The organism is Ornithinimicrobium pekingense DSM 21552 (genome assembly GCF_000421185.1).
GTDB lineage: Bacteria > Actinomycetota > Actinomycetes > Actinomycetales > Dermatophilaceae > Ornithinicoccus > Ornithinicoccus pekingensis.
Genome location: NZ_ATWJ01000009.1, coordinates 342,688 through 364,521, shown reverse-complemented (window position 1 = coordinate 364,521; position 21,834 = coordinate 342,688). Strand labels below are relative to the sequence as shown.

General features: G+C 74.5%; 18 protein-coding genes. 10 read left to right on the top strand and 8 right to left on the bottom strand.

The genetic code is table 11. From position 1 onward, the window contains the following. Positions 1-95 precede the first annotated feature (95 nt). A complete protein-coding gene (gene hrpA / locus K330_RS0109175; protein ID WP_084617375.1) occupies positions 96-4,319 on the top strand; it encodes an ATP-dependent RNA helicase HrpA in 4,224 nt (1,407 codons plus the stop codon). A 28-nt stretch (positions 4,320-4,347) separates the two neighbouring features. On the opposite strand, the gene K330_RS0109170 is transcribed toward hrpA, so the two are convergent. Then, the gene (locus K330_RS0109170) at positions 4,348-5,346 is read right to left on the bottom strand and encodes a zinc-dependent alcohol dehydrogenase family protein (RefSeq protein WP_022921538.1); all 999 of its coding nucleotides are present in this window, start codon (positions 5,344-5,346) and stop codon (positions 4,348-4,350) included. A gap of 12 nt (positions 5,347-5,358) precedes the next feature. Continuing rightward, positions 5,359-6,759, bottom strand: coding sequence for an MBL fold metallo-hydrolase RNA specificity domain-containing protein (locus tag K330_RS0109165; RefSeq protein WP_022921537.1), 1,401 nt, complete (start codon positions 6,757-6,759; stop codon positions 5,359-5,361). 306 nt (positions 6,760-7,065) lie between these two features. Between K330_RS0109165 and K330_RS24295 the strand changes: the two genes are divergently transcribed. Both K330_RS24295 and coaE read left to right on the top strand, forming a co-directional pair. Next, a complete protein-coding gene (locus K330_RS24295; RefSeq protein WP_051145532.1) occupies positions 7,066-7,626 on the top strand; it encodes a dsRBD fold-containing protein in 561 nt (186 codons plus the stop codon). 35 nt (positions 7,627-7,661) lie between these two features. Continuing rightward, positions 7,662-8,858: a dephospho-CoA kinase gene (coaE, locus tag K330_RS0109150; RefSeq protein ID WP_022921536.1), complete on the top strand. Its 1,197-nt coding sequence runs from the start codon at positions 7,662-7,664 to the stop codon at positions 8,856-8,858. A gap of 21 nt (positions 8,859-8,879) precedes the next feature. Here coaE and K330_RS0109145 read toward each other — a convergent pair whose 3' ends face one another. Then, the gene (locus K330_RS0109145; protein ID WP_022921535.1) at positions 8,880-9,539 is read right to left on the bottom strand and encodes a VOC family protein; all 660 of its coding nucleotides are present in this window, start codon (positions 9,537-9,539) and stop codon (positions 8,880-8,882) included. Positions 9,540-9,632: 93 nt separating this feature from the next. Further along, positions 9,633-11,768 (bottom strand): S9 family peptidase, encoded by a 2,136-nt coding sequence (locus K330_RS0109140; RefSeq protein WP_022921534.1) that lies wholly within the window; start codon positions 11,766-11,768, stop codon positions 9,633-9,635. Between the two features lie 74 nt (positions 11,769-11,842). On the opposite strand from K330_RS0109140, the gene K330_RS20290 reads away from it, so the two are divergent. Then, a complete protein-coding gene (locus tag K330_RS20290; protein WP_022921533.1) occupies positions 11,843-12,802 on the top strand; it encodes a PAC2 family protein in 960 nt (319 codons plus the stop codon). Positions 12,803-12,894: 92 nt separating this feature from the next. Here K330_RS20290 and K330_RS0109130 read toward each other — a convergent pair whose 3' ends face one another. Continuing rightward, positions 12,895-13,473, bottom strand: a complete 579-nt coding sequence (locus tag K330_RS0109130; protein WP_022921532.1) for a hypothetical protein — start codon at positions 13,471-13,473, stop codon at positions 12,895-12,897. Positions 13,474-13,541: 68 nt separating this feature from the next. Between K330_RS0109130 and K330_RS20285 the strand changes: the two genes are divergently transcribed. The 5 genes from K330_RS20285 (at position 13,542) to K330_RS20280 (ending at position 18,518) form a co-directional block, all read left to right on the top strand. Further along, positions 13,542-14,291, top strand: coding sequence for an EcsC family protein (locus K330_RS20285; RefSeq protein WP_022921531.1), 750 nt, complete (start codon positions 13,542-13,544; stop codon positions 14,289-14,291). 75 nt (positions 14,292-14,366) lie between these two features. Beyond that, positions 14,367-15,488, top strand: coding sequence for a DUF4192 domain-containing protein (locus tag K330_RS0109120; protein ID WP_022921530.1), 1,122 nt, complete (start codon positions 14,367-14,369; stop codon positions 15,486-15,488). 105 nt (positions 15,489-15,593) lie between these two features. Beyond that, the gene (locus K330_RS0109115; RefSeq protein ID WP_022921529.1) at positions 15,594-16,001 is read left to right on the top strand and encodes a universal stress protein; all 408 of its coding nucleotides are present in this window, start codon (positions 15,594-15,596) and stop codon (positions 15,999-16,001) included. A gap of 211 nt (positions 16,002-16,212) precedes the next feature. After that, positions 16,213-17,907: an RNA polymerase sigma factor gene (locus tag K330_RS0109110; protein ID WP_022921528.1), complete on the top strand. Its 1,695-nt coding sequence runs from the start codon at positions 16,213-16,215 to the stop codon at positions 17,905-17,907. Positions 17,908-18,023: 116 nt separating this feature from the next. Beyond that, a complete protein-coding gene (locus K330_RS20280; protein WP_051145531.1) occupies positions 18,024-18,518 on the top strand; it encodes a GNAT family N-acetyltransferase in 495 nt (164 codons plus the stop codon). A gap of 13 nt (positions 18,519-18,531) precedes the next feature. On the opposite strand, the gene arfB is transcribed toward K330_RS20280, so the two are convergent. Continuing rightward, positions 18,532-18,996, bottom strand: a complete 465-nt coding sequence (gene arfB, locus K330_RS0109100; RefSeq protein ID WP_022921526.1) for an alternative ribosome rescue aminoacyl-tRNA hydrolase ArfB — start codon at positions 18,994-18,996, stop codon at positions 18,532-18,534. A 318-nt stretch (positions 18,997-19,314) separates the two neighbouring features. On the opposite strand from arfB, the gene K330_RS0109095 reads away from it, so the two are divergent. After that, positions 19,315-19,644, top strand: a complete 330-nt coding sequence (locus tag K330_RS0109095; protein WP_156875753.1) for a DUF6907 domain-containing protein — start codon at positions 19,315-19,317, stop codon at positions 19,642-19,644. Here K330_RS0109095 and K330_RS20275 read toward each other — a convergent pair. Together K330_RS20275 and K330_RS0109085 are read right to left on the bottom strand one after the other, a co-directional pair. Next, positions 19,589-20,290 carry a response regulator gene (locus K330_RS20275; RefSeq protein ID WP_022921524.1) on the bottom strand — a complete coding sequence of 234 codons (702 nt, stop codon included), beginning with the start codon at positions 20,288-20,290 and terminating at the stop codon, positions 19,589-19,591. The two genes, K330_RS0109095 and K330_RS20275, sit on opposite strands and share 56 nt — an antisense overlap. Before the next feature lie 70 nt (positions 20,291-20,360). Continuing rightward, a complete protein-coding gene (locus tag K330_RS0109085; RefSeq protein WP_022921523.1) occupies positions 20,361-21,731 on the bottom strand; it encodes a sensor histidine kinase in 1,371 nt (456 codons plus the stop codon). Positions 21,732-21,834 lie beyond the last annotated feature (103 nt).

Here is a 21,834-nt window from a genome sequence, read left to right as displayed (position 1 = left end):
CCGCCGGCAGCATCGTGCCGTCGGGAGGCCGGAGGCGTGCGAGCGACGTCGTCGGCGGGGAAAGGGAGTTGCGGTCGGCTCGTAGAGTGGAGCGCGTGCCCGAGCCTCCCCCGCAGCCGTCCCGGCCTGCCCGGGGACCCCGCCGCCGCCGAGGTGGAGGGGGCGCAGGAGGCGGGCGACCGCATACCCCGGACGGGGGCCGGCGTCCCCGAAGGGACGAGGACGAGCACCGCTCCCGGAGGCGTGCCGAGCTGGTCGCGGCGCGCCGGGCGGCCCTGCCGGCGCCGGAGCGCATCAGCTACCCCGCAGAGCTGCCCGTCAGCGACCGCCGCGAGGACATCCGCGAGGCGATCCGTGACCACCAGGTCGTGATCGTCGCCGGCGAGACCGGGTCGGGCAAGACCACCCAGCTGCCCAAGATCTGCCTCGAGCTCGGCCGTGGCGTCGAGGGGATGATCGGGCACACCCAGCCGCGGCGGATCGCCGCGCGCTCTGTCGCCGAGCGCATCAGCGAGGAGCTGGGCGTCGAGCTGGGGACGCTCGTCGGCTACCAGGTGCGGTTCACCGACCGCTCGCGCGAGGACACGCTGCTCAAGGTGATGACCGACGGCATCCTGCTCTCCGAGCTCCAGCGCGACCGGATGCTGCGCCGCTACGACACGCTCATCATCGACGAGGCGCACGAGCGCAGCCTCAACATCGACTTCATCCTCGGCTACCTGCGCCAGCTGCTGCCCCAGCGACCGGACCTTAAGGTCATCATCACCTCGGCGACCATCGACGTGGAGCGCTTCGCCGCCCACTTCGCCGACGCCGACGGGCGCCCGGCGCCGATCGTCGAGGTCTCGGGTCGCACCTACCCCGTGGAGGTCCGCTACCGCCCGCTCGTGCGGGAGGTCGCCCCGACCAAGGGCGGCGCCGACGCCGCGCCCGTCCAGGTCGAGATCGACCAGGTCACCGGCGTGGTCGAGGCCGTGGAGGAGCTGTGGACCGAGGCGAGCGGCCGGGACGGCCGCGGAGAGGACGTGCTCGTCTTCTGCTCGGGCGAGCGCGAGATCCGCGACGTCGTGGACGCCCTGGAGGGTATGCAGCTGCCCCGCACCGAGGTGCTCCCGCTCTACGGCCGGCTCTCCGCGGCCGAGCAGCACCGCGTCTTCTCCCGGCACGGCGGGCGACGCATCGTCGTCTCGACCAACGTCGCGGAGACCTCGCTCACTATCCCCGGGATCCGCTACGTCGTCGACACCGGCACCGCGCGCATCAGCCGCTACAGCCAGCGCCTGAAGGTGCAGCGGCTGCCGATCGAGCCGATCAGCCAGGCCTCGGCCAACCAGCGCGCGGGTCGCGCCGGCCGGCTCGCCGACGGCATCGCGATCCGCCTCTACAGCGAGGACGACCACGCCGCCCGGCCGGAGTTCACCGACCCCGAGATCCTGCGCACCAACCTGGCCAGCGTCATCCTGCAGATGACCAACCTCGGGCTGGGCGAGATCGAGCGCTTCCCCTTCCTCGAGCCGCCGGACTCGCGGCAGGTCGCCGACGGTGTGCGGCTGCTGACCGAGCTGCAGGCGATCGACCCCGACGCCCCGGCCCACCTGCCGCGCAAGCGGATCACCCCCTACGGCCGGGCCATCGTCGCGCTGCCCGTCGACCCGCGCCTGGCCCGGATGCTCGTCGAGGCGGAGAAGAACGGCGCCCTCAAGGAGGTCCTGGTCATCGTCGCCGCGCTGTCCATCCAGGACGTGCGCGAGCGGCCCCTGGAGCAGCGGGAGCGGGCCGACCAGCTGCACGCCCGCTTCCGCAGGGCCGGGGGAGTACCGCGCGGCGAGCAGGGCGGACGCGGTGACCGGCAGGGCGACCGTCCCGCGCAGGCCGCCGAGCCGGTGCGCGTGCAGGGCGCAGGCGGCCAGGGCCCGCGCAAGGACGAGGGCGCCAAGGACACGGTGACCAGTGACTTCCTCGTCCTGCTCAACCTGTGGACCTACCTCCAGCGCCAGCAGAAGGACCTGTCCGGGTCCGCCTTCCGCCGGCTGTGCAAGGCCGAGTTCCTGCACTACCTGCGTGTGCGCGAGTGGCAGGACCTGCACACCCAGCTGCGGCAGGCGGCCAAGAGCCTGGGCCTGCAGACCAACGAGCACCCGGCCACCGCCGACGACGTCCACCGCTCGCTCCTGGCCGGGTTGCTGTCCCACGTCGGGCTCTACGAGAAGGAGAAGCGCGACTACCTCGGCGCCCGCGGCGCGCACTTCGTCATCCAGCCCGGCTCGGTCCTGCACCGTCGCAACCCCGACTGGGTGATGACCGCCGAGCTGGTCGAGACGACCCGCCTGTGGGCGCGCACCAACGCGGTCATCGACCCGGCCTGGGCGGAGGCGCTCGCGCACCACCTCGTCAAGCGCAGCTACAGCGAGCCCCGCTGGTCGCGGTCGCGGGGCAGCGCCGTCGCGGACGAGCGGGTGACGCTCTACGGCATACCCCTCGTCGCGGGGCGCACCGTCCCCCTCGGGCGGGTCGACCCCGAGACCGCGCGCGACCTGTTCATCCGCACCGCGCTCGTCGAGGGCGACTGGGACACCCGGCACGAGTTCTTCCACGCCAACCGCAGGCTGGTGCGCGAGCTCGGCCAGCTCGAGGCGCGGGCGCGGCGGCGCGACATCCTCGTCGACGACGAGACCCTCGTGGCGTTCTACGACGAGCGCATCCCCGCCGACGTCGTCTCCGGCACCCACTTCGACACCTGGTGGAAGACCGAGCGCCGCACGAACCCGGGGCTGCTCACCTTCACCGAGGAGCTGCTCGTCTCCGACTCCGCGTCGGCCGTCAGCCAGACCGACTTCCCGACGAGCTGGACGCAGGGCGAGCTCACGTTCGGCCTCACCTACCAGTTCGAGCCGGGAGCCGACGCCGACGGGGTCACCGTCCACCTGCCCGTCGAGGTGCTCAACCAGGTCGACGAGGACGGCTTCGACTGGCTGGTGCCCGGCATGCACGAGGAGCTGGTCACCGCGCTGGTCAAGGCCCTGCCGAAGGACCTGCGGCGCAACTTCGTGCCGGCGCCGGACCACGCGCGCGCGGCCCTGAGGGGTATGCAGGAGGCCGGCACCGTGGGCGCGCTCCCGGTGCGCGAGGCGCTGGCCCAGGAGCTGACCCGGCGCGGGCTGGTGCGGGTGCACGCCTCCGACTTCGAGGTGGAGCGGGTGCCCGACCACCTGCGGATGACGTTCCGCGTGGAGCGTGCGGTCCGCCCGGGGAACGACAAGGAAGGTGGCAAGGACGGCAAGGGTGGCAAGGACGGCCGGGGCGGCCGGGGCGGCCGCGGTCGCTCCCGCGGGCGTGTCGAGGTGCTCGGCGAGGGCAAGGACCTCGCGGCCCTGCAGCAGCAGCTCGCCGGTCAGGTCCGCACGACGATGGCCGCCGCGGCATCGGGGGTCGAGCGCTCGGGACTGACGAGCTGGCCGGCCGACCTCGACCCGCTGCCGGAGACGTTCTCCCGGCAGGTCGGTCCACGTGTCGTGCAGGGCTTCCCGGCCCTCGTCGACACCGGCACCGCCGTGGACGTCCGGGTGCTGGCCACCCGGTCCGAGGCCGACCGCGAGACCACCCGCGGCATCCGCCGGCTGCTCCTGCTCAGCTCCACCCCGCCGTGGAAGCGGCTGCTGGCGCTGCTGACCAACCAGCAGAAGCTCTCCCTCGGCCACAACCCGCACGGCTCGGTCCCCGCCCTGCTCGACGACGCGCTCGCCGCGGCCGTCGACTCGGTCGTGGCCGAGATGCCGGGGGCGACGGTGCGCACGCCGGCGCAGTTCCAGCAGGCCCTGACGGCCGTGAAGCAGCAGACCGTCCCGCGCGTGCTCGAGATCGTCGAGGCCCTCGTGCCCATCCTCGACACCGCTCGCGACGTCTCCCTGCGGCTGCAACGGCTGACGACCCCTGCTGCGGCGGACATGGCGCTGGACCTGCGGCGCCAGCTCGACGGGCTCGTGCACCCCGGCTTCGTCGCCGAGGTCGGCTACCGGCGGCTGCCGCGGATGGTCGTCTGGCTGCGCGCGATGGCCGAGCGTCTGGACAAGGGCGTGCAGGACCTGCCCCGCGACCGGAAGCGGATGGAGGAGGTGCACGTGGTGGAGGAGGAGCTCGAGGCCTTCCTGGCCAAGCTGCCCCCGCACCGCCGCCTCGACCCCGACGTCAGGGACGTCGTCTGGTCGGTGCAGGAGCTGCGCGTGTCGGTCTTCGCCCAGCGGCTGGGCACCGCCGGCCCGGTGTCCGCCAAGCGGATCTACGCGGCGATGGACGCCGCCGAGGACGCGACCGCCTCCTGAGGGGCCCCTCCTCACCGCAGGGGCGTGGTCACCGCACGAGCACGGCCGCGCCCCCGTAGGCGTCGGCCGCCAGGTCGGCCAGCGTCCGCGCGGCCGCGTCGAAGGGCCGCGCCGTGGTCGTCGGCTCCAGGCCCAGCGTGACGGCCAGGCGCAGCAGCTCCTCCCCGTCGGCCCGGGTGCTGGCCGTGACGCTGCGCAGCTGCTTCTCGTAGAACAGTTCCCGCTCGTAGACCAGCGGCGGGACGTCGCTGAGGTGGATGCCGGCGACGACCCCGACCCCGCCGCGGTCCAGCGCCCGCATCATCGGCGGCACCAGGTCGCCGACCGGGGCGAAGAGGATCGCGGCGTCAAGAGGTTCGGGAGGCGGGTCCGCGGCCGCGGTGGCCGACGCCGCGCCGAGGTCCAGCGCCAGCTGCCGGGCACTCGCGGAGCGGGTCATCACGTGCACGACCGCCCCCTGCCGCACCGCGACCTGCGCCACCAGGTGCGCCGAGGCGCCGAAGCCGTAGAGGCCGAGCCGTCCGCCCGGCGGCAGGTCGGCCCGCCGCCGCGCCCGGTAGCCGACGATGCCCGAGCACAGCAGCGGTGCCGCCTTCTCCGCGGGCAGGTCCTCCGGCAGCCGGTAGGCGAACGCCTCGTCGACGACCGCCAGCTCGGCGAAGCCGCCGTCGGCGTCCCACCCGGTGAAGGTGGCGCGCGGGCACAGGTTCTCGCGCCCGCTGCGGCACCACCGGCACCGCCCGCAGGTGCCGCGCAGCCAGGCGATCCCGACCCGGTCGCCCAGCGCCAGACGCGTGCACCCCGGGCCGAGGGCGTCGACGTGTCCGACGACCTCGTGGCCGGGCACGGTATGCGGTCTCCTCGGCACCAGGTCACCCTCGGCCAGGTGCAGGTCGGTGCGGCAGACGCCGCACGCCTCGACCCGGACCCGCACCTCGCCCGGGCCGGGCTGCGGGTCCGGCAGCTCCACCAGCCGCAGCGGCCCGTCGGCAACGGGTCGGGGCTCCTCGACCACCCACGCGTGCATGTGCCCTCCTCGTCAGTGCCGGACGCTGACCACCTCGCCGTGGCGGACGGCGACCGCGACGAGCCCCAGCTCCTCGTCGATCCTCCTGGCCAGCGCCCGGGCTGAGTCGGCCTCGCCGTGGTTGACGAGGACCGTGCGCGGCGCCGGCTCCAGTGCGGCGACCCAGGACAGCAGGTCGGAGGCGTCGGCGTGGACGGAGAACTCGTCGACCTGGACCACCTCGGCGCGCACCGGCACGTACTCCCCGTGCATCTTGACCTGGTGCGCTCCCTCGGCCAGCGCCCGGCCGCGGGTGCCGACGGCCTGGTAACCGGTCAGCACGACGGTGTTGCGCCGGTCGGGCAGCAGGTGGCGCAGGTGGTGCACGACCCGGCCCCCGGTCGTCATGCCCGAGGAGCTGATGATGACGCACGGCATACGCGGGCGGTTGAGCGCCCTCGACTCCTCCACGGTGCGGGCCTCGCGCAGGGTGGGCAGGTCGGCGAGCTCGCCGCGCAGGTCGGGGCGCAGCTCGCCCCGGGAGGCCGCCTGCCGGTAGACGCGCAGCGCGGCCAGCGCCATGGGGCTGTTGACGATCACGGGCACGTCCGGGATCCGCCCGGCGCGCCGCAGCTGGCTCAGCGCCTGCAGCACGACCTCGGTGCGGTCCACCGCGAACGCCGGGACGAGCACGGTCCCGCCGCGGGCGGTGGTGCGGCGGACGGCGTCGGCGAGCTTCTCGTAGGCGGCCCCGTCGGGGTCGGGGTGCTCGCGGTCGCCGTAGGTCGACTCGACGACGACGTGGTGGGCGCCGGGCGGGATGTCCCGGGAGCGCAGCACCGGGTGGTCGACACGGCCGAGGTCGCCGGAGAACAGGACCGACCCGCCGGGCCAGGTCACGGACACGCTGGCCGAGCCGAGGATGTGGCCGGCGCGGGTCATCCGCACCTGCAGCCCGACCGCGGGGTCGACGAGGTGCTCCTCGTCGAAGTCGACCGTGCGGAAGAGCGGCAGCGACTGCTCGACGTCGGTGACCGTGTAGAGCGGCCGGGGCGGGTGGTGCCGGGAGTAGCCGCGCCGGGCGGCGTGCGCGGCGTCGCTCTCCTGCAGGTAGGCGGAGTCGCGCAGCACGATCTCGGCGAGCCGACGGGTGTCCTCGGTGCACCAGACGGGGCCGGCGAAGCCCTCGCGGACCAGCGCCGGCAGGTAGCCGCAGTGGTCCAGGTGCGCGTGGGTCAGCACGACGGCGTCGACCGTGCGGGGCGATACCGGGAACGGCTCCCAGTTGCGCAGCCGCCACGTCTTCTCGCCCTGGAACAGGCCCGCGTCGACCAGCAACGTCCGGCCGTCGACGGTCAGCAGGGTCTTGGACCCCGTCACGGTGCCGGCCGCGCCCAGGAAGGTGAGGGTGGCGGTGGAGGTCGATGCCGTCATGGCCAGCTCCTTTGCTGTCCTCCCAGCCTACGCAGCCGCGGCGGGGGTGCGGAAGGCCCCGGAGGGGCCGCGGGGTGTGGTCTTTCCCACGCGGTCGCGACCTTCCCTCCACCGCGGGCCCGGGAGCAGACTGGAGGCGCGAGGGCGACGGTGCCCCGGGAGCAGGAGGAGAACCATGGCCAAGGAGATGGCACGCACGACCGGTCCGCGCACGGACCTGCTCGAGTGGTTCGACCCGGGGGTGCCGCGCGGCAGACGCGCACGTCCACCTCGTGGCCGGGCGGGAGCCGTTCCCGTGACGCGCTCATGAGGGCGAGCCCAGGTGACCGCATCGTGCTGGCCGCCGCCCACGTCGGGGAGCCGACGCGGGACGGACGGGTGCTGGAGACCCGGGGAGCCGAGGGAGGGCCGCCCTACCTGGTCGAGTGGTCCGACGGCCACACCGGGCTGATCTTCCCCGGCCCGGGCGCCGTGCTGCGGGTCTCGAGCGAGGACGAGCCGCAGGAGGTCGCCGAGGCGGTGGCCGCCGCGCCTGCGGGCTCGTCCGCGGCCCCAGCGGCCGCCGCGCACGGGGCCTCGGGCCAGGGCTCCGGTATGCCGCACGTGCGCGAGTGGTCGGTCCGGGTGTCCATCTTCGAGAACGCCGACGACACCGACGTGCGGGCGGTCCTGCTGGCGGACGCGCCCGAGCATCTCGTCGCGACCGGGCAGAGCCACCGCTCGCCCAAGGACCGTCCGGTGCCGGAGATCGGTGACGAGGTCGCGGTCGCCCGCGCCCTGCGCCACCTCGCCGACAACCTGCTCGCCACCGCCGAGCGCGACATCGAGGAAATGACGGGCAAGGACGCGCAGGTGCGCCCGACGTAGGTGCCCGGTCGGCGCCACGGCATACCCTGGGGTCCATGCTGCGCGTGGGACTGTCGGGCGGGATCGGGTCCGGCAAGTCGACCGTGTCGCAGCGGCTGGCCGAGCTCGGGGCGGTCGTCCTCGACGCCGACCGGATCGCCCGCGAGGTCGTCGAGCCCGGCGCTCCCGCCCTGGCCGAGATCGCCGACCGGTTCGGCGCCCACCTCGTCACCGACGAGGGCGCACTGGACCGGCCGGCGCTCGCTGCCGTCGTCTTCGGCGACGAGTCCGCGCGGCGTGACCTGGAGGCCATCACCCACCCGCGCATCGCCGAGCGGACCGCGGCCCTGGTCGGCGGGGCGCCGCAGGACGCCGTGGTCGTCCACGACATCCCGCTGCTGGTGGAGCTCGACCGGGTGGGCGACTACGCCCTGACGGTGATCGTCGACGTCCCCGAGGACGTCCGGCTGCACCGGCTCGTCGAGCTGCGGGGCATGGAGGAGGAGCAGGCCCGGGCTCGCATCCGGGCCCAGGCCGACGACCGCGCCCGGCGGGCGGCCGCCGACGTGCTGCTGCCCAACTCCGGGACGCTCGAGGAGCTGAGGTCGAGGGTCGACCGGCTGTGGTGGGACCGGCTCGTGCCCTTCGAGGCCAACCTGCGCCTCGGCCGCAAGGTCCGCCGCAGCGAGGACCTGACGGTCGTCGACCCCGACCCGAGCTGGCCCGCGCAGGGGGCCAGGCTGGTCGCGCGGCTGCGGGCCGCGCTCGGCGACCGGGCCGCGCGCGTGGACCACATCGGCTCGACCGCGGTCCCCGGCCTGGCGGCCAAGGACGTCATCGACCTGCAGGTGGTGGTCCCGACCCTGGAGGTCCTCGACGAGGAGGCCGTCCGCACGCGGCTGGGCGCGGTCGGGTTCACGGCCCCGGCGAGCGGGTGGGACCACGCCCGGGGAGCGGGCACGGGGGAGGAGCGCTGGCCCAAGCGGCTCTGGGGCGGTGCCGACCCCGCGCGCGTCGTGCACGTGCACGGCCGTGCGGCGGACGGGAACGCCTGGCGGCTGGCGCTCCTCATGCGCGACTGGCTGCGGGACGACGAGCAGGCCAGGAGCGACTACGCCGAGCTCAAGGCGGTGCTGGTCGCCTCCGGGCTGCCCACGAGCGACTACGCCGAGGCCAAGGAACCGTGGTTCGCGCGGGCGTTCCCGCGGGCGCAGGAGTGGGCCGCGCGGACGGGGTGGGCGCCCGGCCCCTGACCGCCGTGCCCGTGAGGTGGCTCAGAAGTCCTCGCGGTCCTGCCAGGTGCACACGCACACCTCGTTGCCCTCGGCGTCGGCCAGCACCCACCACGAGGGCGCTCTCTCGTCGCTGACGAGCGTGCCACCTGCGGCGAGCGCGTCAGCCACGCGCTGCTCGGCGACGTCGTGCGGCACGGTGATGTCGAGGTGGAAGCGGTTGCGCGCGGTCCTGGGCTCGTCCATCTGCTGGAACCACAGGGGAGCGATCCGGCCGGCGGGGTCGGCCAGGTCACCGTCCGCGCCGGCCTGCAGCCCCAGCACCGCGGCCCAGAACGGGCGGACCCGGTCGGCGTCCGTCACGTCCAGCGCCACCTCCAGGGTGGACACCTCGGCCGGCACGGCTGAGACGTCCATCGAGCGCGCGGCCGCGCTGACCCGCCGGGCCAGCTCGCGGTCCCGGCCGGTCAGGTGGCCCACGTCGTGGCTGACCGTGGTCACGGTCAGGTGCGGGTAGCGCAGGTCGAGGTCGGGGTGGTGGTCCAGCTCCTCGGCGATCTCGGTGATCGCGGCCACCAGCCGCGCGCCCGTCACGAAGCTGCCCGTCGCGAACCGCGTCGACAGGCGGCCCAGCAGCACGCGCCAGTCGGCGAGCTCGGGGTCGGCGGCGACGGCGGTCGGGGTGAGGCGGGTGCTGTCCATACCCGCCACTGTGGCACCGATCACCGACACCGACCACCGGCACCGGGAGTGGCACCGGGAGTGGCCCGGCCCGGTCGGGTGCCTGCCCGACCGTCAGGCCGGAGCGTCCTCCGGCGGAGGCGTCAGACCCAGCACGTGCGGCAGCACCTTCGGCTCCTCGCCCAGGACGTGCTCGGCGAGGAAGGCGCTGACGACCTCGTACCAGACCTTCGCGTGCTGCGGGGCGAGGATCCAGTGGTTCTCCTGCGGAAAGTACAGGAACCGGTGGACCGTCGACCCGTCCTCGGCCGCCGGCAGCCCCGAGCGCGACAGCAGCTCGTACCACAGCCGCAGCCCCTCGCCGATCGGCACGCGGTAGTCCTTGTCGCCGTGGATGACGAGCATCGGCGTGACGATCTGCTCCACGAACCGGTGCGGGCTGTTGACCGCGCTCATCTCCGGCGTCATCTCGCGCTGCCAGTAGAAGGCGGCGTCGGTCGTGGGGCCGAAGCCCTCCAGGGCCCACAGCGAGGCGTGCGTGACGATCGCCCGGAACCGGTCGGTGTGCCCGGCGACCCAGTTGGCCATGTAGCCGCCGAACGACCCGCCCATCGCGGCGGTCCGGGACCCGTCGATGTCGCGGCGCGCGACCACGGCGTCGGTGACCGCCATCAGGTCGGTGTAGGGCGCGTCGCCCCAGGCTCCCCAGCCGCGCTGGATGAAGTCCTGCCCGTAGCCGGTGGACAGCGCCGGGTCCGGCAGGAGCACGGCATACCCCTGGGCGACCATGAGCCAGGGGTTCCACCGCCACGTCCAGGCGTTCCAGGAGCCCAGCGGCCCACCGTGGATCCACAGCAGCAGGGGGTGCCCGCCCGTGGCCTCGCCCTCGGGCAGCGCGAGCCAGCCGCGCACCGGCGTGCCGTCGGCGGCCGTCGTGGTGACCTCCTCGAGCCGGCCCGGGACCTGCGGCCGGGCGACCGGTCCCTGCAGCTCGGTGACCTCGCCGGAGGTCAGGTCCAGGCGGACGACCTCGGGCGGGAAGAGGTAGGAGCTGCGCACGCCGTAGGCGACCCGCCCGTCGGGGTCGACGACGAGGTCGCTCCAGGCGGCGTCGTCGTGGGTGACCTGGGTGACCTCGCCGGTCGCGACGTCGATGCGGAAGACGGGGCGCCGCCCGTCGCTGTCGGCCAGCACCAGGACGGAGGAACCGTCCGGGGTCCAGGCCACGGGCGAGGCCCAGCGGTCCCAGTCGTGGGCCAGCGGCGTCGTCTCACCGGTGGTGGTGTCCACGACGTGCAGGCGCGGGTGCGGGGGCTCGGTGGGGCTGGTGACACGGTCGACCACCACGACCGCGCGGGTGCCGTCGGGGCTGACCGGCCCCGGGTCGACCTCGGTCGCGTCGCGGTCGAGGAGGGTATGGCGCTCGCCGCTGGCGACGTCGATGCGCACCAGGGCGGAGCGCTGCTCGGCCCGGGCCTGGGGCACCGGGACACCGAGCAGCAGGAAGCTGCCGTCGGGGGAGAGGACCGGGTGGGGCTCGTGCAGCGGGGCCGGCAGCCCGCCCGTCAGCAGCCGCAGCCGCACCGGCGGGGTCCGGTCCAGGGTGCCGGGCAGCGGCGCGGGGGCCTCGTCCTCACCCTGCGCGTCCGCGTCGGCGTCCGCGTCCTTCTCGCCGCCGGGCTCGACGGCGAAGACGTGCGGCAGCTCGGGGCCCAGGTCGCGGTCCCAGAAGCGCACCGGGTAGCCGGCGTGCAGGATCGCGTCGACCCCGCCCTCCTTGCGGGTCTTGGCCAGGGCGGCGTGCTGCTCCTCGGTCCGCGCCCCCGGCAGCAGGCCCGCGGTGACGAGCACGACGTCGGCGTCCCGGGCGGTCGACACCCCGGCGATCCCGCCGGTCCGGTTGTGCACGACCCGGGCCTCGCCGCCGTGGGCCGGGATGAGCCACAGCGCCGAGCGCGGCTCCTCCTCGTCGTCGTCGGGGTCGGGGCGGGCCGAGGTGAAGTAGAGGTCACCGCTGGCGGTGAAGGCCGCCCCGGCCTCGCCCTTGGCGCTGCGCGTGAGCCGGTGCGCCGGACGCTCCCCGGTCGGGTCGACCTCCCACAGCGCGGTGGTGTAACCGGTTGCCTTACGGTTGAGGGTCGCCACGGTCGTGACCAGCCGGGTCCCGTCGGGCGACATCGCCAGGCCGGACAGCCGCGGCACGGCGACGTAGTGGGACAGGTCGGAGAAGACGGACGCCGGTGTGCTCATGGTCCATGCCTATCACCCGGAATCATTCGACCCCACCAGGGCGTTGACCCCGCAGACGGAAGGAGAGCACCGACGTGACGACGCACTCGCCACTGTTCCGACTGGAGGCCGACGCCTCCCGCCAGCCGCAGCCGGCCCCGCTGATGCTGGTGTCACTCGACGGGTTCCTCGACGCGGGCATGGTCCGGTCCACCCTGGCCGAGCACCTGCTGGACACCCTCGAGCACGAGGTCGTGGCCAGCTTCGACGTCGACGCCCTCGTCGACTACCGCTCGCGGCGTCCCCTCATGACGTTCGACTCCGACCACTACGCCGACTACGACGACCCCTCCCTGGTCCTCTACCGGATGCAGGACGCGGCCGGCGAGCCCTTCCTGCTGCTGCACGGGGTCGAGCCGGACTTCCGCTGGGAGGGCTTCGTCGAGGCCGTCCGCCAGCTCAGCCTGGCCTTCGGCGTGCGCCGCGTCGCCGGCGCCCACGGCATCCCGATGGCCGTGCCGCACACCCGCCCGGTGGGGATGACCCGCTACGCCAGCGACCGCGAGCTGCTCGGCGAGGGTCACACCCCCCTCTTCGGGTCGGTCAAGGTCCCCGGCAGCGCCGAGGCCCTGCTGCACCTGCGTCTGGCCGAGGCCGGGCTGACCACGATGGGCGTGGCCGTGCACGTGCCGCACTACCTCGCCGAGACCCAGTTCGGCGACGCCGCCGTGGCCGCGGCTGACGCCCTCATGGACCTCACCGGCCTGGTCCTGCCGACCGCCGAGCTCATCGCGATGGCCGGCCTGACCCGCGGCCGCATCGAGGCCGAGCTGGCCCAGAGCGAGGGGGCCAAGGAGGTCGTCGAGGGCCTGGAGCAGCGCTACGACCACTTCGTCGAGGGCCAGCGCCGTCGCAGCCTGCTCGCCGCCGAGGCGTCCAAGCTGCCCACGGCCGACGAGATCGGTGCCGAGCTGGAGAAGTTCCTCCAGGACCCCGAGGTCGCCGGCCCCGCCCCGCAGGAGCCGAGCGACGAGGCGGGCACGACCGAGCACTGACCGGCGGGCCCGACCTACGGACAACGGGACCGATCGTGGTCGTCATGACGACCACGATCGGTCCCGATCGTGCGTGTGGGTGAGGCGCCGGCCTACTCGCCGTCGACCGTCCCCCGCGACCGCAGGCTCGGGTCCAGCCGGTGCGCCGGCACGCGGAACGCCTCCAGCCGGCGCTGACGACGGTGCAGCAGCAGCGCGGCCACCGCGGTCACGAGGGCGAGCCCGAGCAGCGTGCCGCCCGCGGCCACGCCCAGCGGGCCGCGCAGGGGCGACGGCGCGGTGCGCTCGGCGTGCGGGCCGGCATACAGCGTCTGCTCCGGCGTGCACGTGACCTCGTAGGAGCCGGCGAGCAGCGCGCGGGGGCTGCGCGCCACCTCGTGGTGGTCCGTGCCGGCGACCGTGATCGACCACGCCGCGGTGGGACGCAGCAGCGGCGTCCCCCCGGCGCTGCACACCGCCGTCTCCCACGCGTCGGGGTCCTGCGACCACAGCGAGAACCCCTCGTCGGAGACCTGCACGGTCGCGCCGTCGGCGACCGGCTCGAGGGCGTCCTGCGGCGTCTGCAGCGGGCCGGTCAGACCCAGCCAGAGCAGCACCCCGCCGGCCACGGCGAGCAGGGCGGACACCAGGACCAGCGTGCGCGTCGGCGCACCCCCGGAGCGAGTCAGCATGAAGCGCAACCTAACCGACATCGTGTCAGGATGAGGCCCGACATCCACCGACCTAGGAGGACCGACCCATGGGTCTCTTCGGCCCCAAGGACGACCATCCGTCCGCCCGGGAGCACGACCTGCCCGCCCCCGGTGACGGCGGGCCCCTCGACAAGCTGTCCACCATGTTCGTCAACCGGGTCATGGACCTCGGTCTGGACGGGATCGGCCCGCTCTCGTCCTCCTCGCAGGTCGCCGCCGACGCCCGCCGCAAGCACGGCGGCGACGTCGAGAAGGCGGTCTCGGAGGTGGTCTCCGACCACGTCCGGCTGGCCGGCGCCGGCGGCTTCGTCACCGGGGTGGGCGGCCTGATCACCATGCCGGTGTCGCTGCCGGCCAACGTGCTGGGCTTCTACACCCTGGCCACGCGCATGGTCGCGGCCGTCGCGGAGCTGCGGGGGTATGACGTCTCCACCGCCGGTGCCCGCGCCGCGGTCATGCTGACCCTGGTCGGCGGCGACGCCGACGACCTCATGCGCAAGGCCGGGCTGACCATGCTGCCCGGCATGGCCGGCTCGAGCCGCCTGGCGCGGCTGGCCGTGTCCCGGATGCCGCAGGCGGCCGGGATGATGGTCAACAAGGCCATCGGCTTCCGCCTGCTGACCACCGTGGGCGGCAAGGCGCTGGGCCGCTTCATCCGGTTCGTGCCCGTGGCCGGCGGCATCGTCGGTGCGGGCCTGGACGGCCTGCTGATGAAGCGCATCGCCGACCTCGCCCGCCGCGAGTTCACCCCGCGCCCGGCCGGTGCCCCGGCCGTCGAGGAGGGTGCGCTCGGCTGACCGCCCGGCCGTTATCCACAGGTTGACGAGGACGGGCCCGCACGGTCGGGCCCGTCTTCGGCACTGTGTGGGCCCATGGACGAGCCCACGAACACCCCGTCAGTCACCTCCGCCGGCCCCGCCCGGCCGATCCTGCTCAGCGGCACCCCGCACCTGCTGGCCACGGTCCCGCACCTCATCGGCTACCAGCCGGCCAGCTCGGTGGTCGTCATGGCGTCGGTCCCCGACACCACCGACCGGGGTGCACCCGGCACCACCCGGTGCACGGTACGGTTCACCGCCCGCCTCGACCTGCCGCCCGAGGACGAGGCCGTCGCGGTCGTCGCCGCCCTTGCCCGGCCGCTGGCCAGGGCCAGGAGGGAGCAGGACGGCCCGGTGCTGCTGCACGTGATCGTCTACGACGCCGACGACGGGGTCGCAGCGGCGGTCGGTGCCGCGGTGGCCCTCCTCACCGACGAGGACGGGCACCGGCTCCACGACCTGGCGCTGGTGCGGGCGGGCCACTACCTGTCGGTCGTCGGCGGCGGCGCCGTGACGCCCGATGGGCCGCAGGCCGCGTGGCACCCCCTGCCCGCCCCCGCCGACGTGCCGGCGGTGGCCGATCTCGTGCTGCAGGGCCGCTTCCCGGCCGGCAGCCGCGAGGAGGTGGCCGCCCGCGTGCGGCGCCGCGACGAGACCGCCGCCGGGCAGACGCACCTGGCGCTCTCCTTCCTCCAGCTGACGCCGCAGACCTACGACCCGCTCGACGCCCTGGGCCGGTTCGGCGCCTGGGTCACGGCCGGCCGCGACGACCCCGCCCCGCGGGACCGGGCCCGGATCGCGGTGGCCCTGGCGGACCGCACCCTGCGGGACGCCGTGATGGCACGGTGGCTGCCCCGGCTGTTCACCGTGGAGGAGGTCCTGCCCGACGACCTCGCGCGCGACGTGCGGCGGGTCGTGCCAGCGTGGCCGGCCCACGACCGGGTCGCGGCCCTCGACCGGCTGCTCGGGCTGGCGGCGCGGGTGCCGGTGGCCGAGGCGGTGCCGCTGCTGACCGTCGCCGGTGCCCTGGCGTGGGGGATGGGGGAGGGGACCGTGGCCAACGAGGCGGTCGACCTCGCCCTGGAGACCGAGCCGGGCTGCACGATGGCGCGGCTGCTGCGGGAGGCGCTGGACCAGGGGATGCCGCCGTGGAGGCGTGCCGCCGAGGTCGCCTGACCTGCCCGGCGGCGGCGCGGGGGACCGCGCCGGGTCGCCCAGGACGGCGCGCAGCGGCGGTGTAGCCTCCACCTCAGGACCCCCCCACAGGAGGAGAATCGCCCTATGTCGATCATCGTCGGCTACATCCCCACCCGTGAAGGTCGCGCAGCGCTGCGCGCGGCCCGTGCCGAGGCCCTGCTGCGGCAGGACAAGCTGGTGGTCGTCAACTCCCACCGGGGCGGGCGCGACTTCGACGCCGAGGAGGCGCAGCGCTTCGAGGAGGAGCTCGGGCGCGTCCAGCACGACCTGGACGAGGCCGGCGTCGAGCACGAGGTGCGTGCCCTGGTCCGCGGCAACGAGCCGGCCGAGGACCTCGTCGAGGTGGCCGAGGAGAGCGACGGCCGGCTCATCGTCATCGGGCTGCGCCGTCGCACCCCGATCGGCAAGCTCATCCTGGGCTCCAACGCCCAGCGGATCCTGCTCGAGGCGACCTGCCCGGTGCTGGCCGTCAAGGCGGGCGAGGAGGACTGACCCCCGCGTCGGCGGTGGTCCGGGGACGGCTCGCGGCGAGGCGCTGACCTCCCGCGACGGACCGGGGCATATCCGGGTGACCCTTGACGTTTTATACTGTCAAGGGTCACCTGCCGTTGAGACAGGGCGCACCCGCTCCCGGATCGCACCTGACGACTCGTCCCTGCCCGGCCTCCGCCCGACTTCCGCCAGAAAAGAGTTGGTTCTTCCCGTGACAGCCAAGACCACCCGGCCGACCGAACAGACCACGTTGCCCGCCGCCTTCCAGCACGAGGCGCTGACCACACTGCTCGCGCAGGGCACCCAGGACGGCCACGTGGCGATGACGCAGGTCCGGGACGCGCTGCAGGCGGCCGAGGTGACGACGCCCGCAGCACAGAAGAAGGTCCTGCGCGTCTTCAACGACCAGGCCATCGAGATCCGCGACGACGGCACCTCCCAGGCGGCGCCCCGCTCCCGGGCCCGCAAGACCGCGGCCAAGCCGGCGGCGAAGACCGCGTCCAAGCCCGCTCCCGCCGCCAAGCCGGCGAAGGCGGCCCCCAGGACGGCGGCCAAGCCCGAGGCGACCGACGGCGAGGAGGGCTCCGCCCCGACCGAGGCGCCCGCGGCGGGCACCGCCGCGCGCAAGACGGCTGCGAAGACCACCGCCGCCAAGACAACCGCCGCCAAGGCCCCCGCGAAGAAGACCGCGGCCAAGAAGGCGACGACGACCCGTGGAGCGGCCGACGCCGCGGCCGGCGAGGCACCTGCTCCGCGCAAGAGGGCGGCGAGCAGGACCGCGACGAAGAAGGCCGCCGCCAAGGCCACCGACCCGGTCGCCGAGGCCGTGGCGGAGGTCGACCCGGAGGAGGCCGATCTCAAGGACGACGCGGTCGAGGGCGAGGAGGCCGGCGACAAGGAGGGTGCGGGGAAGGTCACGGGCAAGGACGACGACAGCTTCGTGCTGTCCACCGCCGACGACGACGACGCCCCCGCCCAGCAGGTCGTCACCGCCGGCGCCACCGCCGACCCGGTCAAGGACTACCTCAAGCAGATCGGCAAGGTGGCCCTCCTCAACGCCGAGCAGGAGGTCGAGCTCGCCAAGCGCATCGAGGCCGGCCTGTTCGCCGAGGAGAAGCTCAACTCCGGGGAGAAGGTCGACGCCAAGCTCAAGCGTGAGCTGTGGTGGATCGCCCAGGACGGCAAGAACGCCAAGAACCACCTGCTCGAGGCCAACCTGCGCCTGGTCGTCTCCCTGGCCAAGCGCTACACCGGTCGCGGCATGCTCTTCCTGGACCTGATCCAGGAGGGCAACCTCGGTCTCATCCGCGCGGTCGAGAAGTTCGACTACACCAAGGGCTACAAGTTCTCGACCTACGCCACGTGGTGGATCCGCCAGGCGATCACGCGGGCGATGGCCGACCAGGCCCGCACCATCCGCATCCCCGTGCACATGGTCGAGGTCATCAACAAGCTGGCCCGCGTCCAGCGCCAGATGCTCCAGGACCTGGGCCGCGAGCCCACCCCGGAGGAGCTGGCCAAGGAGCTGGACATGACGCCCGAGAAGGTCGTCGAGGTCCAGAAGTACGGCCGCGAGCCCATCTCGCTGCACACCCCGCTGGGCGAGGACGGCGACAGCGAGTTCGGTGACCTCATCGAGGACTCCGAGGCGGTCGTGCCGGCCGACGCCGTGTCGTTCACGCTGCTGCAGGAGCAGCTGCACTCGGTGCTCGACACCCTCTCCGAGCGCGAGGCCGGCGTGGTCTCGATGCGCTTCGGCCTCTCCGACGGCCAGCCCAAGACGCTCGACGAGATCGGCAAGGTCTACGGCGTGACCCGTGAGCGGATCCGCCAGATCGAGTCCAAGACGATGAGCAAGCTGCGCCACCCCTCGCGCTCCCAGGTCCTGCGCGACTACCTGGACTGAGCTCACCGGGTATGGGGTCCGCCTCACCTGATGCCGCGGCGCCCACCCCTCCCGGTCGGAGGGGCGGGCGCCGTCGGCGTCCCGGGGAGTGCGAGCGTGCCGACGGGGTCCACGTCGTGCGCCTCACCCCCGACGACTGGCGCAGCTACGCCGAGCTGCGCATCGGCATGCTCACGCACGCGCCGGAGGCGTTCTGGAGCCGGCTCGAGGACGTCCGCGACCGCACCGAGGCCGACTGGCGCCGCAGCAGCGACGACCGCACGCTGCAGGCCCGCGACGCCGCCGGCACGCCGCTGGGCACGCTGACCGTCCTCACCCCGCGGACCCCGCCCGAGCTGGGGCTGCGCCCCGGCGCCGGCGACGCGCTGGTGCTGGCGGTCTACGTCATCCCGCAGGCCCGGGGCAGGGGGGTGGTCGACCTGCTCCTCGACGCGGCCCTGGAGCTGGCGCGCGAGGAGCTGGGCGCCAGCCGCATGGTCCTGCAGGTGCACGAGGACAACGTCGCGGCGCGGCGGGTCTACGAGCGCCACGGCTACCGGCTCACCGGCGGCTCGCTGCCGCACCCGCACCGGGCCGGCACCGTCGACGTGGAGATGGCACGGCCCGTCTGAGGGCTGCTGCGGACTACCCGGCGTCGCCCGTCGGCCGCGCCCGGCCCGACTTGAGCTGCGAGCGACGCCGCTTGGCGTCCAGCCGCCGGCGCTGCGACCCGCGCGTGGGCCTGGTCGCGCGCCGCGCCGGCGCCGGCGGGGCCAGCGCCTCGCGCAGGAGCCCGGCCAGCCGCTCGCGCGCAGCCTTGCGGTTGCGCCGCTGCGAGCGGTGCTCGGCCGCGACGACCCGCACCCGACCACCGACGAGGTGTGGGGTGAGGGCGGCAGCGGCACGCTGCTGCTGGGCGGACGTGAGCGCCGTCGAGGTCGACGGGTCCCACCACAGCTCCACCCGGCTGTCGGTCGTGTTCACCCCCTGACCGCCGGGGCCGCCGGCGCGGGTGAAGCGCTCCTCCAGCTCGGCCGTGGGCACGACGAGCCCGTGGCGCAGCCCGGGTCCGGGCGGCACCACGAGGTCGAGGTCGTTGCGGGGCTGCACCCGCTCAGTGTCCCAGGAACCGGTCAGGTCCCGGGTGCACCTCCCGGACGCCCGCAGGGACGGCACCGTGACGGGTGCGCGGCGGCACCGCCCCGGCATAGACTCACCAGAACCGTTTAGCACAATGAACATCCACGGCGCTACCGCTCAGGGGTGAGCGGCCAATAGCGTCGTCGTAGCCGGTGGGAACAGGGGCCTGCCGGCTGGGGTAGCCCGTGACCGCAGGAGAAACGATGACGACATCCGTGCACCGCAGAACACTCGCCACAGCACCGCGCCCGCCCGTCGCCGGCCGGGTCCACGCTGCGGCGGCCCAGGGTGGGTGACCAGGGCCGGACGGACCCTGGTCCGCCCCCGGACGAGGGGCGAGGTGGCGAGCGCCGCTGCCCGCCGTGGTGCGTGGTCGCCCACGACCCCGCGAGGGGCGAGGACGACTGGCTGCACCAGAGCGAGCCGCTGACGCTGGCCGACGGGGTCCAGGCCCGCCTGGTCATGTCCATCGACCCCACGACGGGGGAGGAGGACGGCCCCTACGTCCTCGTGGGGGACGAGCAGCTCACGCCCGCGGAGGCCGAGCGGCTGGGGATCGAGCTCACCGCCCTGGCCGCCCGGGCCCGGCGTCCGCAGGATCCTCGCGAAGAACTCTGAAGGCCGCCTCGCGGTCCTTGACCCGCAGCTTGCGCAGCACGGTGGACACGTGCACCCGCACGGTCGTGGGGGACAGGAACAGGCGCTTGGCCACCTCGTCGGTGGTCAGGCCCTGGCCGAGCAGGTCCATCACCTCCCACTCCCGCGTGCTCAGCCGTCCGGCCGCGACCGACTTGCGGACGAAGGGCCGCCGCCGCGGTGCCCGGAACTCCTGGAGCACCCGGCTGACCAGCTGCGGCGACATGGCCGAGCCGTTCGCCAGCACGGCGCGCAGCGCGGTCGCCAGCTCGGCGGGCTCGGAGCCCTTGAGCAGGTAGCCGCACGCGCCGGCGCGAAGGGAGTCGAAGAGGTCGTCGTCCTCGCTGGACCGGGTCAGCATGACCACGGCCGTCTGCGGCAGCCGCTTGGTGATCTCGTCGGCCGCGGAGATGCCGTTGCCGGGCATGTGGATGTCGAGCAGGGCGACGTCGGGGACCTGCTCGAGGGTCAGGGCCAGCGCCTCCTCGGCGGTGGCTGCCTCGCCGCAGACCTCCATCCCGCCGGCCTCGAGGGCCTGGCGCACCTGGGCGCGGACCCGGGCGTGGTCGTCGGCCAGCACGATGCGGACCGGGTCGGCCGTGGTCGCCGCGACACCGTCGTCGCTCATCTGCCGTGCACTTCCTTCCACCAGCTGCGAGGCGCGTCCTCGCGAGTCCCGACGGGCAGCTCCTGCCGGGTCACCACCGTACGCACACCTCGCTGCCCCGGCCGACGGTGCTGTCGACCTCCAGCCTGCCGGGCAGCGAACGGGCGCGTTCGGCCATGCTGATCATGCCGTAGCCGGCGGTGTTCCTGGCGACAGCGCGCGGGTCGAAGCCGCTCCCGTCGTCCGTGACCCGCATCACCCTGGCCCCGTCGTCGTGCGCCAGCTCGATGCGCACGGTGCTCGCCCGCCCGTGCCGGGCCGCGTTGGTGACGGCCTCGCGGACGATGCGCAGCAGGGTGTGCCGGTGCTGCGGGTCGACGGGGACGTCCTCGTCGGCCTGCACCTCCACCTCGAGGCCGTGGCGCCGGGCGAGCTCGCGCGCGGCCCGGTCGAGCAGGTCCGGCAGCGGCTCGGCGTGCAGGTGGCCCAGGGCGTGGATGGCGGTGCGGGCCTCGTCGAGGGCGCGGTCGGTCGCGCCGAGCACCCGCTCGCGCAGCGCCTCGTCGGGTATGGAGTGCGCCTCGACGCGGATGTAGGTCAGCTCCTGCACGACGCCGTCGTGCACCTCGCGGGCCAGGCGGCGGCGGTCCTCGTCGACCGCGCGCAGCTCGCGCGTGGTCCAGTAGAGCGACAGCTCGCGGGCCGAGCCGACGAGCAGCACCAGGTAGAAGCCGGTGCGCAGCAGGTCGCCGGTGTAGAGCCAGTCGGTGTAGCCCGAGGGCAGCAGGGCGTAGTTGAGCCGGGCGAAGCCGCCGAGGGCGCAGGCGGCGCCGAGCCAGCGCAGCAGGTCGTCGGCGGTGCGGGCGCCCCGCACGGTGAAGACGAGCGAGGCGACCAGGAAGCAGGCGGCCGCGAGCAGGTGGCCGCCGATCATCAGCGGGTGCCCGGTGAGCAGCGGCGGGTGGCCGCGACCGTCGAAGGCGCTGGTGTCGAGGGGGGCGGGCAGCGCCGGCCCGAGCAGGACGGCCACGACCATGCCGGCCAGCAGCAGGAGCAGGGGGCCGAGCAGCGTCCACCGGGCTGCGCGCAGCGGGAGGGTGCGGTCCGGCGGCACGAGCGCGGCGGCCAGGAGCAGGAGCGCGCCGGCCACGCGCAGCGCCGAGGCGAGCCACACGTCCGTGGCGGCGTCGCCGACGGAGAGCTGGAGGACGGTGGACAGGATGTTGGCGACGGCCAGGACCACGAGGCACTGCGCCATGAGCAGGTCGTCGGCCACCCGGCCGCGCACGAAGCGGCCGTGCGCCAGGTAGGCGGCCAGCAGCGCCACGCACACGTCCACGGTGGTCATCACCAGCCGCGATCGGGGGCTGTGGTAGACGACCTGCAGGACCGGGCCTGAGAGGATCAGCACCGTCAGCAGGGCGCCGCCGGCCCACGCCAGGAGGGTGAGGCGGCCGCCCACGAGGGTCGTCAGCCAGGGCTCGGAGGGGTCGGGTCCGTCCGGGCGTCGTGCGTGCCGGGCGTGGCGGGGTGCGTAGCGAGGAGGGACCGAGGCGGGGGCAGGG